The organism is Flavivirga spongiicola (assembly GCF_030540825.1).
GTDB classification, from domain to species: domain Bacteria; phylum Bacteroidota; class Bacteroidia; order Flavobacteriales; family Flavobacteriaceae; genus Flavivirga; species Flavivirga spongiicola.
In genome coordinates this window covers 1,826,625-1,845,801 of the sequence record NZ_JAUOEO010000001.1, presented here as the reverse complement: position 1 = coordinate 1,845,801, position 19,177 = coordinate 1,826,625, and the positions used below count along the sequence as shown (strand labels likewise).

Below are 19,177 nucleotides of genomic sequence, written 5' to 3'. Positions count from 1 at the left end.
TAAAACCGCCACTATTTTTATACAAGGGGACCGTTACAAACAATTTAAAAGAAACTTTATAGCATGAAAAGAACTTTACTGATTGGATTAATAGCATCTTTACCTCTATTTTCATTTTCGCAAAATAAAATTGGCATTTTTGGAGGAGCAAATTATTCTTATTTTACTAACGGCACTATAAAAAATGTCAGTTTAGAGAACTCTATGGGAATTCAATTAGGAATGTTATACGAAATAAGGTTAACCGATAAAATTGACTTTAGGCCAAAACTACTTTTTTCGCAGCAAGGTGATAAAAAAACTGAACAAATAAGTTGTAATTGTTTCGAAATAAACCAAACGGACTTCGAATTAAGTTACATAAATATTCCCTTAGATTTTAAATTCGGGAATAAAGTTTACTTGATTACTGGGCCTCAAATTGGGTTTTTGATTAACGAAAAAAAACTTAGTAATAATTTCATTTTCACAAAAACTGACATTGACATTGGTTTTAATGTTGGGTTTGGAACAAAATTCAATGACTTTTTCATTGAATTTGGAGCTTATCAGGGATTTACTGATTTATTTAATTATCCAATTTCCCAATATAAAGGGAGTGCTAGAAACGGGCTTTTTAAATTATCTTTTGGATATTATTTGTAAAAACAGTTTGTAACAATGCTAAAAACAATGCTAAATTAGGTGCTTAACCACGCAACAAACCATATACAAATACGTTGGCGGTAATGATGCCCCGTCCTGAATAAAGGCTACATAATTTTAAACATTACTCTTGAAATGAAGAAAATCAAATACCTAATATTAATTGTAATGCTTCTTTCATTTTGCGGGAAAGCATTTGCTTGCTCTATAATTTACTACGTAGATAAAAAAAATGGTAAAATATATTTTGTAAACAATGAGGATTATTTTTATGATGTAAAACCATACATACAAATAAAGCCGAGTTCAAAAGGTAAGTTAGGTAGGATTTGGTATGGTTGGAAGGATTTTGGTCAGGGCGGTATTAATGAAAAAGGATTAGTTATTGATGGAGCCGTAACACCAGAACAAATTATACCTAATGGCTACTCCTCTCCAAAAGGCAATATTACTGATGAATTATTAGCACAATGTCAAACAGTATATGAAGCTGTACAATATTTAGAAGATAAAAAAGTGGCTCTAAAAAATGCCCATATCTTACTGGGTGACAAAAATGGCAAAGCAGTAATTGTAGAATGGGTAAATGGAGTTAAAAATATTGTTGAAATAAAAGACAATCGACTTGTAGCTACAAATTTTAATCTTTCTGATACTGAGCAAACCAACATGACTTGTTGGAGGTATCCAATAATCCAAAACGGATTAAACGATTTAGATGCAAGAGAAATAAAAGATACTGTTACGTTAAAAGACGTTGGAAAAGTAATGGCAAAAGTGGTTCAAACACCGCAAGCAGATGTAACTGGCAAAGTCGGAGGCACTCTTTACACAACATTCATTGACGTAACCGAAATGAAACTCGTTTTAGTTTATAAACTGGATAATTCAAAAGTTCACAAATTAGATATATTAAAAGAGCTAAAAAGAGGAAAGTCAAAAAAGATTAAATTAAAATAAAAACGAACATACAACAAATGCTATAGTTAATACGTACGAGGTTAATGCTTGATCCTAAAATCAGAGCTTTTAACCAAGTCTGCCAAATCTTTAGATTTAGAACAAAAAAGATAAAACAAAATAAAAAGTTTTGGTAAGTGCTTAATCGAAAGTTTATTACTTTTAATTCCTGTACTAAACATAACCGAGACGTTAGCTGTCATACTAGAAATTGTTTGTATTTATTTAAAAGGAAGCATACTATCTCATGAAAAAAATCCCTTGGCACTTTCTTTTACTACTTATTTTGGCCGGAGAGTCAGTATTTATTCTTCCATTTGTTCTTTCACGTGTCTTTAGGCCTACGGTACTTGAAGTATTTGGCCTTGACAACCTTCAGTTAGGTTTGTGTTTTTCGATATATGGCATTGTAGCCTTGTTATCTTATATCTTCGGAGGCCCCTTAGCCGACAAGTTCCCTCCAAGAAAATTGATTGCAGTTGCACTATGGATGACCGCTTTAGGAGGATTTGCATATTCTACTTTTCCTAGCTATTCAGTATTAAAAATGCTTTATGGATATTGGGGATTTACAACTATTTTTTTATTCTGGGCGCCAATGATTAAGGCCACTCGTATTTGGGGTGGATCTACTTCACAAGGTAAGGCTTTTGGCTTTTTAGATGGTGGACGAGGGTTAGTAGGGGCATTATTTGGAGCTATGGGTGTTCTAATTTTTTCAGTTTTTATTACTTCAGAAGTTTCTGAGCTAACAATCTCTGAAAGTAGGACGGCGTTCAATCAGGTTATTCTAGTGTCTTCATTTATAGTAATTCTTGTTGGTCTATTGGTATGGTTCTTTTTGAAATTGGATCATGAAATAGAAAAAGAGATTATCCTAGAAAAAATAACGAAAACACAAATTCTAGATGTATTACGATTACCTTCTGTATGGTTATTGATGATCATTATTCTATGTGCATATGTCGGCTACAAAATCACAGATGTGTTTTCGTTGTATGCTCGGGATGTGATGCTATTTGACCAAATACAATCCGCTCAGGTTGGAACTTTTTTGCTGTTTATCCGTCCTGTAATTGGAATTTTAATCGGAATATTGGCAGATCGCTCACAAACCACTTTATGGTTAGTTGTTGGATTTATTGTTTCATTCTTTGGAGCATTATTGTTTGCACTAGGTCTGATTCCAGATTCGGCAACGACTTTGTTTTTTATATCGATATTAATCGTGGCGACTGGGGTATATGCCGCTCGTTCTCTGTACTTTGCAGTAATGGAGAGAGGACAAATTCCTTTGATTCTTACAGGAACTGCGGTTGGTCTTATATCCATTATCGGCTATACGCCAGATATATTCGCAGGGCCAGCGATGGGATATCTCTTAGAAAATTCGCCCGGTTTAAAAGGACATCAACATGTTTTTTGGATGTTGACAATATTTTCTTTTATAGGTAGTATATCTGCATGGTATTACTACCGATTGTATGGAAAGAAAAAACTGAATTGACAGTATTTTTAATGAATCTAAAAGACTATTTGAAATCGGAAAGTACGACAGCTAACAACGAGTATAGTCCATTGCCCCGCAAGCGCTCGTTTGTAACGAGTGTTATAAAACCGAACAAGGGAAATATTGGACAAAATAGTAAAACATTCAATCTCGAAAGATATCTCTTATATTTGTTAACGCATATAAAAAATAAACACAACTCTATTGTGTTTATTCAATAGTTGTGCATCATTTAAACAAACCTATGGAAGAAAAGAAAATTGGATTTAGATTATCGAAAGTTAATTGGATTTTAGCTTTAATCGTAATCGGAATTTCAGCATTAATTTTTTTAAGAAGAGATGGAATAAACGGATTTAGTCTTGGATACCTTTTTGGTTCAATTGTAACATCAGCGATAATTCCTTTGTTCTTTGCTTTTATTGTTTGGCTAATAAAGGGAAAGAAACCATATGCTGGAACATACACATTTAATATAGTTCTGGTTCTTATGTGTTTTGGAATGATAAAAGAGCTTGGAGCTATAAGCAAAGAAAAAACCGATAGCGTTGAGGCGATTACAAAATCTGTTTCGGAATATAAGGATAAGATAAACAACGAAGAAGATGGAATTGATGCATACCAAAAACATATGGCAAATGTAGATGACGGAATATCCAAAATGATTAGAAATAGTACTGGAAATGAACAAGAAGTGTATAGAAACCTTCAAAAATTCACTTCCATTAATAGTGCCGTTATGATGGATTGGCAAAAGTCAGTTGATTCAATTGCTCAAGAAAGGATTTTGGATTATTCACTTTTAAACAATCAACCAGAGTTTAAATATCAAATTGGAGTATTAAAATATTATAAAAACCAATCAGAGTTGTATAAAAATCATTTTGAGAATAGAAAATCAATACTTGCGGACTTAAATAAAAATATTCCAAAAGAAAATTTAACACTCAAAGGAGTTATGACTGGAATAAACAAAAAAGATTCAACCCAAAAACCAATATTTGAACCTTTTATCAAGTCACATATTGATTACAGTAATGATTTGTTAGAGATAGTTGAATTTCTTCAAGACAATCAAGGAAAATGGGAATATAAAAATGATGAATTAACATTTTCGACAGTAGAACTTGAAGAAAAATATTCGACTTTGATTAATAAAATTGCGGAAGACGAAAATCAGATTAATGAATTGACCGACAAATTGATTGAAGTAATGTAAAAAAAGGAACGCACAACTATGACTATAAGTAATTGTTTGTTCTCGCCTACTTCTGAAAACCCTCGCAGATTTTCTGTTCGTTGTGTACTTGCTAAGTTAAGTGTTAAACCATGCAACTACTCATACCTCAGACCATTGTACACAATATAAACCAATAGAATGAAAAGAAAAATAATCACACTTTTACTTTTAGCAATATTCACAAATTTTGGATATGCTCAATCTGAAAAAATAAATATTAAATCAGACAATTTAAGTGAGTCTAATTATCTGAAAATGGATGATTTTTATTTAACTCATTATTTATACATCGACTTGTTTTTAAGAGAAAATCTGTTTCCTGAAGCAAATTCTGAAGATGTTTCCTTAGTTCTAAAAGCTCTTAAAAAATATGTTTCAGTAAATAACAAATTAGACATTGAAATTGAAAAACCCGGAAAAAGAAATTACTTAATCCGATTTGCAATTTTAAAGAAAGATGATGGAACCGAGCTTTTAATTGCTTTCACAAACTGGAGTGTAAAGAAAAAGGAGTTTGAAAAGGAAATTAAAATAGAAAATGACTCTTACACGAGGTGGTATTTTCTAAATGGAAACAAAATGACCTACAGAAAAGATATGTCTAATCAGAATGATTATTCAAGTATGAATAAATCCGACTTGGCCAATGCATATCTGTTCGATGAACTATCCGAAAATGATACTCTGATAAAAAGTACATTAGATGAAATTATAAATGAAAGTGATTTAAGTGCGTCAGATAAGATTATGGCTAATTTACTTCTATTAAAATATCAAATTTTCCAAAAAGATAATGAGAATGTAACTAAGCAAACCGAATATCTAAATGAATTATTTGAAACCAATAAAGGTGAGCCTAACCTTAGAGGATTAAAAATGGCATTTGATGCTACAAAATTTCAAATAGAATTAGCGAAATAAATACTATGTACAACAATACTATAAGTGATTGCTTGAGCATGGTAAGTGTTAACCTAAAGGCTAGCGCTCGTTTGTTACGAGTGCAATAAAACCACAAGGAAAATATTAGGCAAAATAGTACAGTATTCAATCTCGAAAGATATTTTTATATTTGTTAGTGTATATAAAAAATAAAGGCAATAGGGTTGCGTTTACTCAGCCGATTTAGGGTAATAAACACAAGATTGTGTTTATTCAATAGTTGTGCATAATGCGAAAAAATTGCAGTGGATGAACTGAAAATCATAAGAGAATATTACAAACCAATTCAACCAGCAGTTTCGGCTAACGATAACGAAATAAGCTATCAAGAAACCCTACCAAATAAAGAAATTGAAAACTATATTTACTGCTTTTGGCAACTTAAAACACAACAACCTTTAAACCAAGATTACAATTACCGAGTGGTATCTGATGGCTGTATCGATATATTTTTTGACCATAAACAACCGAATGAGAACTTTGTAATGGGATTTTTCAGAAAGTACACTCAATTCCCGCTTGGAAAAGAATTTGACTATATCGGAATTCGGTTTTTGCCTTCTGCGTTTCCAATCTTGTTCAATGTAGATGCCAAAACTTTGAGTAATCAATCTCAAGAACTAAACAAAATTTTACCCAACTTTTCCGAGTGGATTAATTCAGTAATCAAACCTTCGGATTCATTTAATACAATTACAAAAACTCTGAACGAGAAAATAATCGGGTTTTCAAAAAATCAAAATATTCGTCACGACCACCGTTTTTTAGATGCTCTAAATCTGATATTCCAAAAAAACGGATATTTGGATATTGAAAAAGATATTAATACAGGATTAAGCCCAAGACAACTTCGCAGAATTTTCAACTTTTATATCGGCACAACAACAAAATCGTTTAGTAATGTTGTACGTTTTCAGCATATTTTAAATGCAAAACCTTCAAAACAAAGTCTAAAAGAAAACAAACTGTACTTTGATGTTGGATTTTTTGACCAAGCTCACTTCATTAAAAATTTCAAAACATATTACGGGATAACACCTTCAGAGGCCTTCCATTAAGTTTGTCCGATTTTTACAATGCCTCGGTTTATTGTCAATTTAAATTTGTAGCAACAAATACATTCACAATGAAAGCATTATTATTAACCGCATTTGTTCTAACAGTAGGTTGGACTAATGCACAAACAATAAACAAAATGAAACTTAACGCAGGAATAATTACAGAAAAATTACAGGAAACCAAGAAATTCTATGGGGAAGTTCTGGATTTTGGAGTAAGTTTTGAAAACGAATTTTATCTATTACTTCACACACCTCACAATTCGGCTGAAATCAGTTTTCTGCAACCGAACCATCCAAGCCAAAAACCTATTTTTAAGTCAGCATTTAATGGAAAAGGTGTTTATTTAACTATTGAAGTTGAGAACGTAGATGAAGTTTACAAACAGCTAAAAGACAAAGGTATTCCAATCGAAATTGAAATCCGAGACGAACCTTGGGGAGACAGACATTTTGCAATCAAAGACCCAAATGGAATTGGAATTGACATAGTGACTTATACAAAACCCGAAGAATAAAGCCCCCGCTAGGTTTTCCTAGTGGCGCTCCGAGTCGGCAGGGAAGAGTAAAAAAATAAAAAGCTTTTACAGATATGTAGAAACTTTTCTAGGTTCCTTACATTTAATTATGTTGCAATAAACACTTTCAAAATAATTAAAAATCAACTAGATTAGTAGTCCCAATAAAATGGATATATGCGTACCGGTACGCATATATCCATTGGTTGTAAAACATTTGAGCAATGACAGCTTTCCATTACAAAGCAATTAAAATAAAAGAGGACAAGGAAACTGTAACTTATAGTCTGAATGCAGATTTTTTTCTAGACCCAAATGAATTTATAGAAGTTATTTTAAAGAAAAAGGATTTGACCGTTATGAATTATGATGAAGTAATAAATCATCCTGACTTTTCATTCTCTAAAAAGCCATTATATTGGCTTCAAGCAAAATCAACCGATGACAAAATTCACTTCAAAGAAAAGATAAAACATCTTGCATAAAATAATTATCACAAAAATTTCAAAACATTAGGAAAAATTAAAATATGAGTAAATTAATCCAACCGAAGTTTGATTTAGAAATTAAAGGAATGAAATTCCTTGGAAGAGGTCCAAAGGCTTCAGGAAATGGACTTGGTTGGAGTAGAAGTGAAAATATAATATACAAATGTGTAGAATGTGGAAGTGAAATGATAGCATCACATAATGATTATTGGAATTGTGAATGTGGAGCGATTCATTTGGACTTTGACGCTGGCAGATTTGGCTCGAATAACGGAGATGATAATATACTTGTTTATTCTAAAAATGGGCAAACTAAAAAGAATCAGAATATAAAAAGTAAATACTCTCTAATTGAATTAATTGGAAAAGTATTTAGAAAGAAGAATTGAATAAAAAATGTTTTGCAACGTATATAAGTAATAGCGACTTAGAATTTAACTCAAGTCGCTATTCCCCTGCTAGCGCTCGTTTGTAACGAGTGTTATAAAACCGAACAAGGAAAATATTGGGCAAAATAATACAGTATTCAATCTCGAAAGATATTTCTTATATTTGATTCGTGTGTAAAAAATAAACGCAACATGGTGTTTATTCAAAAGTTAGCAGCAAGCAAAACCCACAGTGTAAATGAAGAATTTAATTATAATATTAATCTTGAATATTCTTGTAAGCTCAGTCTACTGTCAAACAAATGATTCTATCTCAGGAAAACTGACTACAGAACTTGAGAAAATATGTTCAAGAGGATATATCAACGGATTCTCAGTAGCTATTGTAAACCAGGATGGAATATTATATAAAAAAGGACTTGGATATGCTGATGTTAAGGCAAACAAAAAATACACTGAGAATACAATTCAAAGCATAGCATCCATTTCTAAAACTTTTATTGGCATAGCATTGCTAAAAGCTCAGGAACTGGGAAAACTGAACTTAGACGACCCTATAAACAAACACTTGCCCTTCAATGTAAATAATCCATATTTTCCCAATGAGCAAATTACAATACGACATCTAGCAACTCATACTTCAAGTATTAAGGTAAAATCAAGAAATGAAAAGAACGGGTATGTTTTGATGAAAAGCAATAATGGTAGAGCTAAGGTAAATAGCAATTTTCGTTCACCAGATGAAATGATGAAACTGAATGTGTTTTTAGAAAGTATTCTAAGTGAAGAGGGGAAATGGTATAAAAAAAATAGTTTTTTAAAGACAAAACCAGGAGCAATATTTAAATACTCAAACATTGCTTCAGGGTTGGCCGCTTTGATAATTGAAAATGCTACAAACCAACCATTTAACCAATTTACCAACGAACATATTCTTACACCTTTGGGAATGTCCAATTCTGGTTGGTCCTTTACTGAGATAGACTTTTCAAAACACTCTAAACTATATCTTAACAAAGAAACCGAATTCGCATTTTATCAATTGGTCAATTATCCAGATGGAGGTTTAATTACTTCATCAACTGATTTAGGAACGTATTTAGTTGAATTAATTAGAGGTTATAGTGGAACTGGTAAAATATTAAGTAAACAAAGTTATATGGAGCTATTTAAGACTCAGTTGACTGATACAAATTATATCGAAAGAAATGAAAGTATTTATAACGATGAATACAATATGGGTGTTTTTATGGGAATGTCTTCGCATGGACAAATGGGCCATACTGGTGGAGACCCAGGAATAGTAACACATATGTTTTTCAATACAAAAACTAAAATCGGAAAACTTTTGATAATTAATACGGAACTTAAAAAAGAGGGAATAAAGGAGTTTGTTGATATATGGAGAAAGTTAGAAGAATATGAAATTAAATTATAAGTCAGCTGGTATCTCCTAGTGCTAGTTTGTAACTATTAGGTAAAATAGTACAGTATTCAATCTCGAAAGATATTTTTTATATTTGATTCATATATAAAATAAACGCAGCTCTACTGAGATTACTCCTCTAAATAAGATGTGTATATAATAGTTGGCAACAAGCAAAGACAAACAACAGATGAAAAGAATAATTCTAGGCATAATAGCATTATTAGTCATTTCTTGCAATGAAAAACAAACAGCGGAATTCTCATTAAGCGGAAAAACAAATGGAATAGAAAATGGCACTTATCTCTTTTTGATGACTGATGAGGTTATTGATTCTAGTATGGTTAAGGATAATACCTTTTATTTTAAAACCAAGTTATCAAAAACACCGACTATAGGGACATTACGAACACCTGATTGGTTTGAGCGTAGAGTTCTGTGGCTAGAAAATTCGGCAATGACTTTCGATGCATCTAAAACGAGTTTTATAAATGCAAAAGTTTTAGGTTCGGAATCAGAGAATTTAAGCCAAACCTTATATCCTATTTCCGACACTATTCCTAGACAAGAAAGTTTGAAAATGGAAATGAATTTTGTAAAGGACAATCCCAATAGCATAGTTAGTGCACAAATACTTTCCGTTTATTCGACAACTTGGGGAAAAGAAAAAACCACCAATCTATTCAATCGTTTTCCAAAAGAAATTAGAGAATCAAACTATGGTCAAAAAATCGCAAGGTATATTGAGCTAAATAAAGATCCAAAAATTGGAGAACAATTTGCTGATTTTGAAATGGCAGACCCCAATGGCAATTCTATAAAACTGTCTGACATTAAAGGAAAAACCGTTCTTCTTGAATTTTGGTCTTCGTGGTGTGGTCCTTGTCGAAAGGAAAACCCGAATCTTGTAAAAACTTATGAGAAATTCAAACCCAAAGGATTTGAAATAATTGCAGTTTCTTTGGACGAGGATAAGAAAAGTTGGATTAGTGCTATCGAAAAAGACAGTTTAAATTGGCTCCATGTAAGTGATTTAAAAGGACAAGCAAACGAAGCTTCATTAATTTATGGAATTAATGGAATTCCTGACAATTTTCTAATTGCCGAAAACGGAACAATAATTGGAAGAGATTTAAGAGGAGAAAAGTTGAAACAAAAATTAACAGAAATAATGGAATAATGCCAGTTGCCAACAATATATAACCGGAATTACGACGGATTCGACTACATCAGAATCCATTCGGAATTCTAAAAGCAACGCTTAACCGAAAAATAGTAACTTAAAACCCGTAACTGACGGTTATAGACCGTTGTGCGTCACTAAGAAAAAAACGAACTGTTAATGAATTATCAGACATTTCAGCCTCATCCAGATTTAGAATCGCTTATTAACTGTTATTGGACTTTAGAAGTTCCTGCTGATAATGATTCGAAAAAACAACGGATTGTTCCCGACGGTTGTATTGAAATGGCTTTTATTCTTGGGGACGATATAAAGCGATATACTTCAGAAGATGAATTTATCCTACAACCTCGTGCAATGGTGCTTGGACAAACCATTGAGCCATTTTATATCGAACCAACAGGATACGTGAATACATTCGCAATCCGATTTTACCCATACGGATTTGCCAATTTTGTAGCTGAACCAATTAAAAACTTAGCTAATAAAGAAACACCATTAGAATTATTGTTTGAGGAAAAAATCGCCAAGGAACTAGAACAAAAAATAATCCTAGCGAAAGACGTTAAACAAAGAATAGAGATCATAGAAAAATTTCTCTTAGAAAGGTTAAACGACAAATCAACCGTCGAGAATATTGTAAAAACAACCGTTAACGTACTTTTATCAACAAACGGAAACGCACCGATAAAAACGATTCTTAAAGATGACTTGACCAAAAGAAGACAACTTGAGAGAAAGTTTGCAAAACAAATTGGAGTGAGCCCAAAACAATTAGGTAAATTAATTCGACTACAAACCGCATTAAAAATGTTGCTTAACAAAGAAGCAGAAAGCCTAACTAATATCGCTTACGAAAGTGAATATTACGACCAAGCACACTTTATTAAAGACTTTAAGGAGTTCACGGGAACGAACCCAAAAGAGTTTTTAGAAAATGAAAATATGACCCTTTCTACCCTTTTCTACAAATAGATTGAGTGTCGCATTTTTACAATTTTAACCTTCCCAAATAATCTAATTTCGTATCATTAATTTAAACAGAAAAAATGAAAAGAGTTTTACTAAGTGCTACTGTAATACTTGCTTTTAGCCTTATGGCTTGTGATAATCAAAATAAATCTAATTCAGAAGTGCAAAAAGTAGATTCTAGTCGAGAGCAAATACCTAATGATATGAAAAGTTTTATTTCCCTTTTTGAAATTCCAGCAACGGATATTTCACGAGCAGTCAGTTTTTATCAAGTAATTTTGGACATTAACATTGAAAAAATGGAAATGCCAGGAATGGAAATGGGAATATTTCCGTACGAAGGACAAATGGTTACAGGAGTTATAATGAAAGGCGAAGGGTACAAACCTTCGGCTGATGGAGTAACCATTTATCTTAATGGTGGAGACAATCTTCAAACCATTCTAGATAAGGTCGAAAAAAATGGAGGAAAAATCATTGTTCCAAAAACGGCTCACGCAGATGAAAGTGGGTTTTTTGCTTTGTTTTTAGATACGGAAGGAAATAAACTTGGTTTAAATTCCCCAAACTAAACGGAGGAAAAGCTGTTTCGCCACCTAGCGCTCGTTTGTAACGAGTGCTATAAAACCGAACAGGGAAAATATTGGGCAAAATAGAACAGTATTCAATCTCGAAAGATATTTTTTATATTTGATTCATATATAAAAAATAAACGCAATTCTATTGAGATTACTCGCCAGTTGCCAACACCGTATCCTATTAATTTATTGCTAACCCTAGCCTATTTACGAAACCCCGCTCGGATTTTCTATTCGGTTGTATTTGCTAAATTAGGTGCTTAAAACACGCAACAAACCTTAAGGAAACACGTTGACAAACATTTAATAACCTTTTATTTATATGAGTAATACAATACCATAAAAATGTAATTAATAGTTGTGTTAAACTCTTTTTTATATATTTAGTTTACAATAATGAACGATAAAGATTATTTTTCCCATTTATATGAAATAGCGAGTCACCTAAATAAGGAATTCTCTCTACATTCTGCACTTCGCAAATCTTTAGAGAAGACTGTGGAAATCCTAGATATAGAAACGGGCTGGTTCTGGCTTACAGAACCAGATAATAAATCGGTTTATCTAGCTGCTTCCTATAATTTACCTCCTGCTTTAAGTAATCACCCTGAACGATTATCTGGTTGGTGCTATTGTATAAAACAATACTTGGCTGATGATATTGACCAGGCAATGAATATCAGTGAGATTACATGCTCAAGGTTAAAGGATATTAGCACTGGTACGAAAGGTTTAAAATTTCATGCAATAATTCCTATAATAATCAACCGCCAAAAGGTAGGACTCATGAACTTACTTAGTAAAGAAACGCGAGAACTAAACGAAAAGGAATTGGCCATTCTTAACACCATTAGTGAATTAATCGGAACTGCAATTCAGCGGACAAGATTGCAACAGTCATATAATAGTAAGGATATTGAATCAGATAAAATCGTTCATAGAGTATTAGAGCAGGTTTTTAATCCGAACATAGAAGCCATTATTTCTTGCCTTGATAACCCAAATATCAACAAGAACAAAATTAAAGAAGCATTAAACAAAGCTAAGGAACTTCAGAAGCAATTAACTATGTTAAGTAAAGAAACAAGGGAGCAAAAAAGAACAGAGATCAACACAAAAGAGTTGCTCTATCCTGAGTTACCGCTAACAAAACGTGAATTAGAAGTACTTACCTTGATAAAGAAAGGTCTCACCAACGGTCAGATAGGTAAACAACTATTCATAGCAGAACGCACTGTTAAATTTCACGTTACTGCAATTCTATCCAAACTCAATGCTAACACTCGAACCGAAGCAGTAGATATCTGTTTGAAGAGAGGTTTTCTTAATACCTGACTTACTTTCATTTTTTCTTAACCTGTACTATAGTACAGGTTCTTTTCTGTACTTAAGTCCGTTTTATTACTCCTGCAATAATGTAATATTTGTTCTAAATTAAAAACAAAATATTATGAGAACACAGAATATTTATTTAGAACACGCTAATATTACAGTAAATGATTTGCAGGAAGCAGTCAAGTTCTTCCAAACCGCTTTTCCTCATTTCAAGATAAGAGGTGGTGGTAACGATATGAGAGAGTGGATTCATCTAGGTGATGATGATACTTATCTGGCTATTAACCAAGCTAAGCAAAGTGATTTGAAAGCTGACAAGAACTATGACAAAATAGGAATAAATCACATAGGTTTTGTTGTACAGAACGTAGAGGAAATAGCTAGCAACCTTCTTAGCAATGGATACAAACGAGATTATCCAAAAGAAGTGGAGCAATTCAGAATTAGGGACTATTTTGCTGATGCTGATGGAAATCAGTATGAATTCGTGCAGTATCTTAGTGATAAGCCAGAGGAAAAAAACAGTTACAACAGCTAAATCAAATTGTAGATAAAAAACGATCTACCAACAAAGAACTGAGTTAAAAAACAAGCTTTTCTAAGCTAATTTAAAAACATAGTTTTCATTATAAGGGCTAGCACTCGTTTGCAACGAGTGCTATAAAAGAACAAGGAGAATATTGGGCAGAATAGTACAGCATTCAATATCGAGAGATATTTCTTATATTTGATTCATGTATAAAAAATAAACGTGACTCTATTGCGTTTACTCCCCTAAATAAGGTGGGTATACGCAATATTGTGTTTATTAAAGAGTTGGCAACAATTTAAAGCTAAATACATGAAAAATAAAAACTATAATTGGCATACATTCTTTAAACAAGATATTAATTCAAATAAATCAAAGTTCTTTTACTTCAGGTATGATGATAATGATAAATACGAATGTGAAGAATTTACGGCTGAAAATGATAAAGTCACCAACATCAAATTTTATGATTCTGATGAATCTCATTTCAATAAAATTTTAAATTCAGAAAATGTTCATGGATCAAGTCCAATTGTATATTTCGGTCGCAAAAATATTGGTTGGACAGCTTTTGGAGAGAATATAACAAACAAATAATAAATTTCGATAACATTTTTATAGAAGCTTAGAATGATAAAACGAGTATTACTTTTTTTTGGGGCTTATGTCACAATAATGTTGATTTTTGCTGGCTTCTACAAAAATGTTTATAATAAATCACCAGAATGCTTTCTAATTAAAGAACAAGTAGATTCTCAAAGATTAACAAATAGAATTAATGAACTAAAAACTGAATTAAGAAATCTTAATTCGCAGAGGAGTTCTTTTTACAATTACCCAGAAATTTGGGATAAATTTCAAGCTACAAATCTAGAAAAAATAGAATCCATAAGAGCATTAGACATTAGTGATAATATAGTAGCGGAACGATACTATTTTGCAACGTTCAGATTAGATTCATTGAATTTTCATTTCAAATTTTACAACTACACTAAAAGGCTTGAATACTACCTTGTAATTGATGACGAGAAATTTATTGGAGCTAATTCAGGAGAGTTTGTAAATTATGAGCAAATCATTCCTGAATTTAAGGTTGTTACATTAAGTGATTTAGAGAATAATAGACTCATTAAAAGAATTGCAAAGAACATTGCTGCTGAGTCTACGATAATTGATAAAAATATAGAAATAAGAATAGCCGAAAAGGAAAACGAATTAGAAAATCTAGTTTCTGACAATAACCATTGGAATTATGCTGACTTCACATATTTCAGTATTTCCACAATTTTTGGAGGTGGTTATGGAGATATTGTTCCTAATTGCAGTAAAGTAAGATATTATGTTATTGCCGAATATCTTATATGTGGATTCTTAATTATAGTTTTGTTAAATGTGATTTTAAAGGATAGAAAAAAGTAAACTGTAGCCAATAACGTGTCCTATAGTTAATCGCTTGTTCTGTGTGTACTCGGAAAATCCTACGGATTTTCCTCTGGTTTGTTTTCTTTTGCTAACTTAGTTCCAGCTTACGCAACTAACCATACACGTATTCCAAGGTCAAATCCTAATAAATTATCGTTTTTTATGCAACATGCTGTTGAAGAATCACATAAGGCGTTCCTCGTTTAACAACAGCAAAAGCTCTAGCTATTAGCTTATTTCTAACATTATTTATGGCAACCATTTTATCTTTTCCCTCTGCCAACTTTCTCTTATAATACAAGTGAAGTTCACTATCATGCTGTATCGCTGATACGCTGGCCATACTCAATAAGCTTTTCATTTTTCTATCCCCTAAATAATGACATTGTTTTCTTCGGTGAATACTAGTTCCTGATCGATACCCGAAAGGAGCTGTTCCACAATAACTCGAAAAGGCACGCCAGCTAGAAAACCGTGTAAAGTTCCCTGTATGGTAAATAAGTTGACAAGCTATTACCAAACCTACGCCTTTAAGACTTGATAGTAACTCATAGTTTCTACTCATCTCAACATCAGTAGATATGATATCTGTAATCCTAAGCTCTATCCCTTTTATTTGTTTTTGTAAGTAAGCAATACTGCGTACTAAACTTGTACATCCAGCATCTGTCGTAGAACTAGACAAAAGTACTTGCATCTCTTTTAATGTGCCCTTCAGTCCTGCATTATTGCGAACCAATTGATCTCGTAAGGCTAATAATCTACCTAGCTCTAGATGAGACGAACGCTTTACTGTACTTGCCTCTAACTCTTCCCTATATAACCAAGCGTAACGTGCTATTAAACACGCATCCAAACGATCTGTCTTCTCTTTTACAACACCTGATGAACGCTTTATCTTTAACGGACTTTCTTCTACATAAACAATATCTTGACTATCTAGATAAAGGGCTAATTTTAATGAGTAGTAGCCCGTATTCTCAAAACAGTAAAAAACGTCTCTTGTTTTTGATACTCTTAAAACCCATTTTATCATGCTTTTGTAACCACTTAAATCATTAGCAAACACTTTGTGCAACCGGGCCTGATAACAGTAGGCATCCAATGTCTTTTTTGACACATCAATCCCTATCGCTTCTTCGTAATTTTTCATATTTTTACATTTAGAGTTTATAAATATGTTGCTTTAACTACTTCCTTTATCGGGATCTTACGCTCCTGGTATTCCAAATGGTTCTTAGCAACTTAATAGGGAAAGAGGACTTGTACGTGTACTGGATCTGTAATTCTAAAACACGTTATAGTTCTCCTCTTTCTCTATATAAATATATTTATTACAAACTAAAGGAACACGTTAGCTTATAAAGCCCCCTTTACTCATTGTCAATTTGTAGTGAGTAAAATTCTAACTTACAGACAATGGACTCAACTATTTTACATTTAATTATTTAAGTTGTCTTTTTCTATACGAAGAAGGTGTTATGTCTTCAAACTTTTTAAAGGCACTGTTAAAAGAAGATAAGCTACTAAAGCCTGTATCAAAAGCTATTGAAGAAATGGTAAACTTTTCACTTTCTGCACTTGAAAGTATTTTTTTTGCATCCTGAATTCGATAATAATTGATAAAATCATTAAAATTTCGTTTGGCATGTTGATTTATAACCGAAGATGTCTTTTGTGTACTTTGCCCAATCAAGGTACTTAATTTTGAAAGTGACAAATCAGACTCCAAGTATAATTTATCGTCTACAATTAATTTAGAAATTTCTTTAAATAATATGGTGTTATCATTGGCTTTAAAAGCTTCTCCATCAATCTCTGTAGCTTTTAGTTGAAATGCTTTATAGCTTAAAAAATAGATCACTAAAGAATATACCATAGGACCAATAATATACGGTACTTCATCATCTAAAATATTTAAAACATACGAACCCCAAATAAATACAAAGCCTATAATTAATAAACGTAACCAATTAAATATTGCTTTTTGTGATTTCGTTTGCGTCTCTTTTTGATAGCCATTCTTTACCTTTTGAATAGTTCGCCAAGATTTAAAAATATAAAAAGCGAAATGCAGATAAATAAAAATAAGAACACTTGAAAATAATATGATGGCTGTTTTATTATTGTTTTCAAACCATTCTTTTGTGATAAATAAACTAGATACAAAAATTAAAAAAAATGGAATTAATTCCATCATATGGTTTTTTGGCAACTTAAAATCGGGTCTAGTCATTCCTAACATATACCATCTTAATAATGGACCAATTAATAGTAAAGTAGCCAATCCTGCAAAAATAAATATAGGCTCTAGGTCATCTCCAAAATTCATCATTACAGATTTACCGATTCTAAATGCCATAAAAATTAAAATCAATCCCAATAAAAGATTGGTTAGCGTTTTTTTCTTTTTAAAAAAGCATAAATAGAAAGCAAATAAAACACCATGCAAAAGTCCTGCACTACTAACAATAATAAGAAGTATTTCTAAAAAACTCAATACACTATTTTCCTCAAATTTAGGAATATTTACCAGAAAGAAAGCACAAATCATTAAGGATTTATGCCTTCTAAATCAACCAAAAAAGCATTTTATCTATTTAGATTCAGATTTACTTTTGGCATAAGAAGTTAACCCAATCAAACCAAAGAAACGTCCTATTTCTCCTTTCATTGCAGCTATAGTACTATGTGACGCTATTAATAATCGATCAACAGGCTTTTTTTCTTGAATTAGTTTATCTATTAATTCTTTTGCCTTTTCAGAACCTTCTTTTTCATAGACCAATAAGACTTTTCCAGCATTTTCTTCTCCAGTTATTTGTCTATGCTTAGGTGTATAACCCATTTGTTTTATCATAGTTTCAGCCAACTTCCATGTAGACCATGGATTTTGTCCCGTCACTAAATTTTTATCATGACTAATGGTTTCTAAATACATGGCACCTTCATTAAAACGAGCTCCTTGTGAAGCTAATTTATCTTGTAAAAGAAAAGGAAATATTGATTTTGCGTCTGGAATTAGAAGCAGTTCTTCTTTATTTGTAAAACTGCTCACGGTTTTATTCTCTAAAAGGTGGCGGCCATTATCAAGAGTTACATTTACCAATGCTGAAGGCCCATGACAAACGGCTCCTACAACTTTTCCAGATTGATAGTAATCACGTATAATAGATTGAATTTTTTTGTTTTCTGGAAAATCAAACATAGCGCCTTTCCCTCCAACAAAAAATACGGCTTGATAATCTTCTGCTTTAACATCGTTCATAGCTATGGTATGGCTCGTTTTATATTGAGCAATGGAATCGTTTAGAAAAGCATAATCAAATGTCCCCATATCATCATCGTCAATAACAATAGGTGGTTTGCCTCCTAATGGGCTTGCCACATCAACTTCAAAACCATTTGCTTTAAAAATATAATAAGCACGTGATAATTCTGTTAATTCATAGCCTGTACTTTTACCACTATCCCCCATAGTTTTACTACTAGTAACTACGGCTAATATTTTCCCTCTTTTATGGATAATATTATCTGACAGATAAGAAATATCTTCAATTTTACTAGCTGATAGATCTTTTTTCATATCCTCTAAAGGCAATAAATTGATAAACCATACGCCAAATAAAATAAGAAGAATTAATAAACTAACAATTGAAATTAATGTCCATTTAATAATAGGATGTTTTTTAAGCATAACTTTTTTACTTTTATAATTATGCTGCGAATTACCGCAATGAAATTTGTAAAGACTGAAGAAATGATAATTTCGTCAGAGTAAAAGATGATTTAAGTAATAAAAGGCATTTATTCATCGTTGGCCGATTTGGAAACTTTTTTAAATCGTTTTTAAATATAAATGAAAGTGTTTCCAACTTTAAATTTGATGGATAAAAGAAAAATAACAGTAAAATTGTAAATTTGACTAAGTGCTAAACCGAAAAATAAGTGTGTTTTAACCCCTTACTAATCTTGTACAAAA

At 32.0% G+C, this 19,177-nt stretch carries 20 protein-coding genes; 17 read left to right on the top strand and 3 right to left on the bottom strand.

The annotated features are described in order from the left end of the window. The first annotated feature begins 63 nt into the window (after positions 1-63). The 17 genes from Q4Q47_RS07215 to Q4Q47_RS07135 all read left to right on the top strand — a co-directional run bounded on the left by Q4Q47_RS07215 (position 64) and on the right by Q4Q47_RS07135 (position 15,192). Positions 64-645 carry a porin family protein gene (locus Q4Q47_RS07215; RefSeq protein ID WP_303305976.1) on the top strand — a complete coding sequence of 194 codons (582 nt, stop codon included), beginning with the start codon at positions 64-66 and terminating at the stop codon, positions 643-645. Between the two features lie 135 nt (positions 646-780). Further along, positions 781-1,605 (top strand): carcinine hydrolase/isopenicillin-N N-acyltransferase family protein, encoded by an 825-nt coding sequence (locus tag Q4Q47_RS07210; protein ID WP_303305975.1) that lies wholly within the window; start codon positions 781-783, stop codon positions 1,603-1,605. Positions 1,606-1,852: 247 nt separating this feature from the next. Further along, positions 1,853-3,112: an MFS transporter gene (locus Q4Q47_RS07205; RefSeq protein ID WP_303305974.1), complete on the top strand. Its 1,260-nt coding sequence runs from the start codon at positions 1,853-1,855 to the stop codon at positions 3,110-3,112. A 247-nt stretch (positions 3,113-3,359) separates the two neighbouring features. Then, a complete protein-coding gene (locus Q4Q47_RS07200; protein ID WP_303305973.1) occupies positions 3,360-4,334 on the top strand; it encodes a hypothetical protein in 975 nt (324 codons plus the stop codon). A 159-nt stretch (positions 4,335-4,493) separates the two neighbouring features. Then, positions 4,494-5,276 (top strand): hypothetical protein, encoded by a 783-nt coding sequence (locus Q4Q47_RS07195; protein ID WP_303305972.1) that lies wholly within the window; start codon positions 4,494-4,496, stop codon positions 5,274-5,276. Between the two features lie 266 nt (positions 5,277-5,542). Beyond that, on the top strand, positions 5,543-6,355 hold the full coding sequence (locus tag Q4Q47_RS07190; RefSeq protein WP_303305971.1) for an AraC family transcriptional regulator: 813 nt from the start codon (positions 5,543-5,545) through the stop codon (positions 6,353-6,355). A 137-nt stretch (positions 6,356-6,492) separates the two neighbouring features. Next, positions 6,493-6,873, top strand: a complete 381-nt coding sequence (locus Q4Q47_RS07185; RefSeq protein ID WP_303308450.1) for a VOC family protein — start codon at positions 6,493-6,495, stop codon at positions 6,871-6,873. A 224-nt stretch (positions 6,874-7,097) separates the two neighbouring features. Next, complete coding sequence (locus tag Q4Q47_RS07180) at positions 7,098-7,358, top strand: hypothetical protein (protein ID WP_303305970.1); 261 nt, start codon at positions 7,098-7,100, stop codon at positions 7,356-7,358. Between the two features lie 44 nt (positions 7,359-7,402). Continuing rightward, positions 7,403-7,750, top strand: a complete 348-nt coding sequence (locus tag Q4Q47_RS07175) for a hypothetical protein (protein WP_303305969.1) — start codon at positions 7,403-7,405, stop codon at positions 7,748-7,750. Between the two features lie 238 nt (positions 7,751-7,988). Continuing rightward, positions 7,989-9,188: a serine hydrolase domain-containing protein gene (locus Q4Q47_RS07170; RefSeq protein WP_303305968.1), complete on the top strand. Its 1,200-nt coding sequence runs from the start codon at positions 7,989-7,991 to the stop codon at positions 9,186-9,188. Between the two features lie 178 nt (positions 9,189-9,366). Beyond that, complete coding sequence (locus Q4Q47_RS07165) at positions 9,367-10,356, top strand: AhpC/TSA family protein (RefSeq protein ID WP_303305967.1); 990 nt, start codon at positions 9,367-9,369, stop codon at positions 10,354-10,356. Positions 10,357-10,518: 162 nt separating this feature from the next. After that, complete coding sequence (locus Q4Q47_RS07160; protein WP_303305966.1) at positions 10,519-11,334, top strand: AraC family transcriptional regulator; 816 nt, start codon at positions 10,519-10,521, stop codon at positions 11,332-11,334. Between the two features lie 74 nt (positions 11,335-11,408). Next, the gene (locus tag Q4Q47_RS07155) at positions 11,409-11,903 is read left to right on the top strand and encodes a VOC family protein (protein ID WP_303305965.1); all 495 of its coding nucleotides are present in this window, start codon (positions 11,409-11,411) and stop codon (positions 11,901-11,903) included. 402 nt (positions 11,904-12,305) lie between these two features. Continuing rightward, positions 12,306-13,244: a LuxR C-terminal-related transcriptional regulator gene (locus Q4Q47_RS07150; RefSeq protein ID WP_303305964.1), complete on the top strand. Its 939-nt coding sequence runs from the start codon at positions 12,306-12,308 to the stop codon at positions 13,242-13,244. Between the two features lie 115 nt (positions 13,245-13,359). Then, positions 13,360-13,782, top strand: a complete 423-nt coding sequence (locus tag Q4Q47_RS07145; protein ID WP_303305963.1) for a VOC family protein — start codon at positions 13,360-13,362, stop codon at positions 13,780-13,782. Positions 13,783-14,085: 303 nt separating this feature from the next. Beyond that, complete coding sequence (locus tag Q4Q47_RS07140; RefSeq protein WP_303305962.1) at positions 14,086-14,370, top strand: hypothetical protein; 285 nt, start codon at positions 14,086-14,088, stop codon at positions 14,368-14,370. 33 nt (positions 14,371-14,403) lie between these two features. Further along, the gene (locus Q4Q47_RS07135; protein ID WP_303305961.1) at positions 14,404-15,192 is read left to right on the top strand and encodes a potassium channel family protein; all 789 of its coding nucleotides are present in this window, start codon (positions 14,404-14,406) and stop codon (positions 15,190-15,192) included. A gap of 163 nt (positions 15,193-15,355) precedes the next feature. On the opposite strand, the gene Q4Q47_RS07130 is transcribed toward Q4Q47_RS07135, so the two are convergent. From Q4Q47_RS07130 to Q4Q47_RS07120, 3 genes are all read right to left on the bottom strand, one after another. Further along, entirely contained in the window at positions 15,356-16,348 is a 993-nt protein-coding gene (locus Q4Q47_RS07130; protein WP_303305960.1) for an IS110 family RNA-guided transposase, read from the bottom strand. Positions 16,349-16,639: 291 nt separating this feature from the next. After that, positions 16,640-17,749, bottom strand: coding sequence for an AraC family transcriptional regulator (locus Q4Q47_RS07125; RefSeq protein ID WP_303305959.1), 1,110 nt, complete (start codon positions 17,747-17,749; stop codon positions 16,640-16,642). 42 nt (positions 17,750-17,791) lie between these two features. After that, a complete protein-coding gene (locus tag Q4Q47_RS07120; protein WP_303305958.1) occupies positions 17,792-18,892 on the bottom strand; it encodes a type 1 glutamine amidotransferase domain-containing protein in 1,101 nt (366 codons plus the stop codon). Positions 18,893-19,177 lie beyond the last annotated feature (285 nt).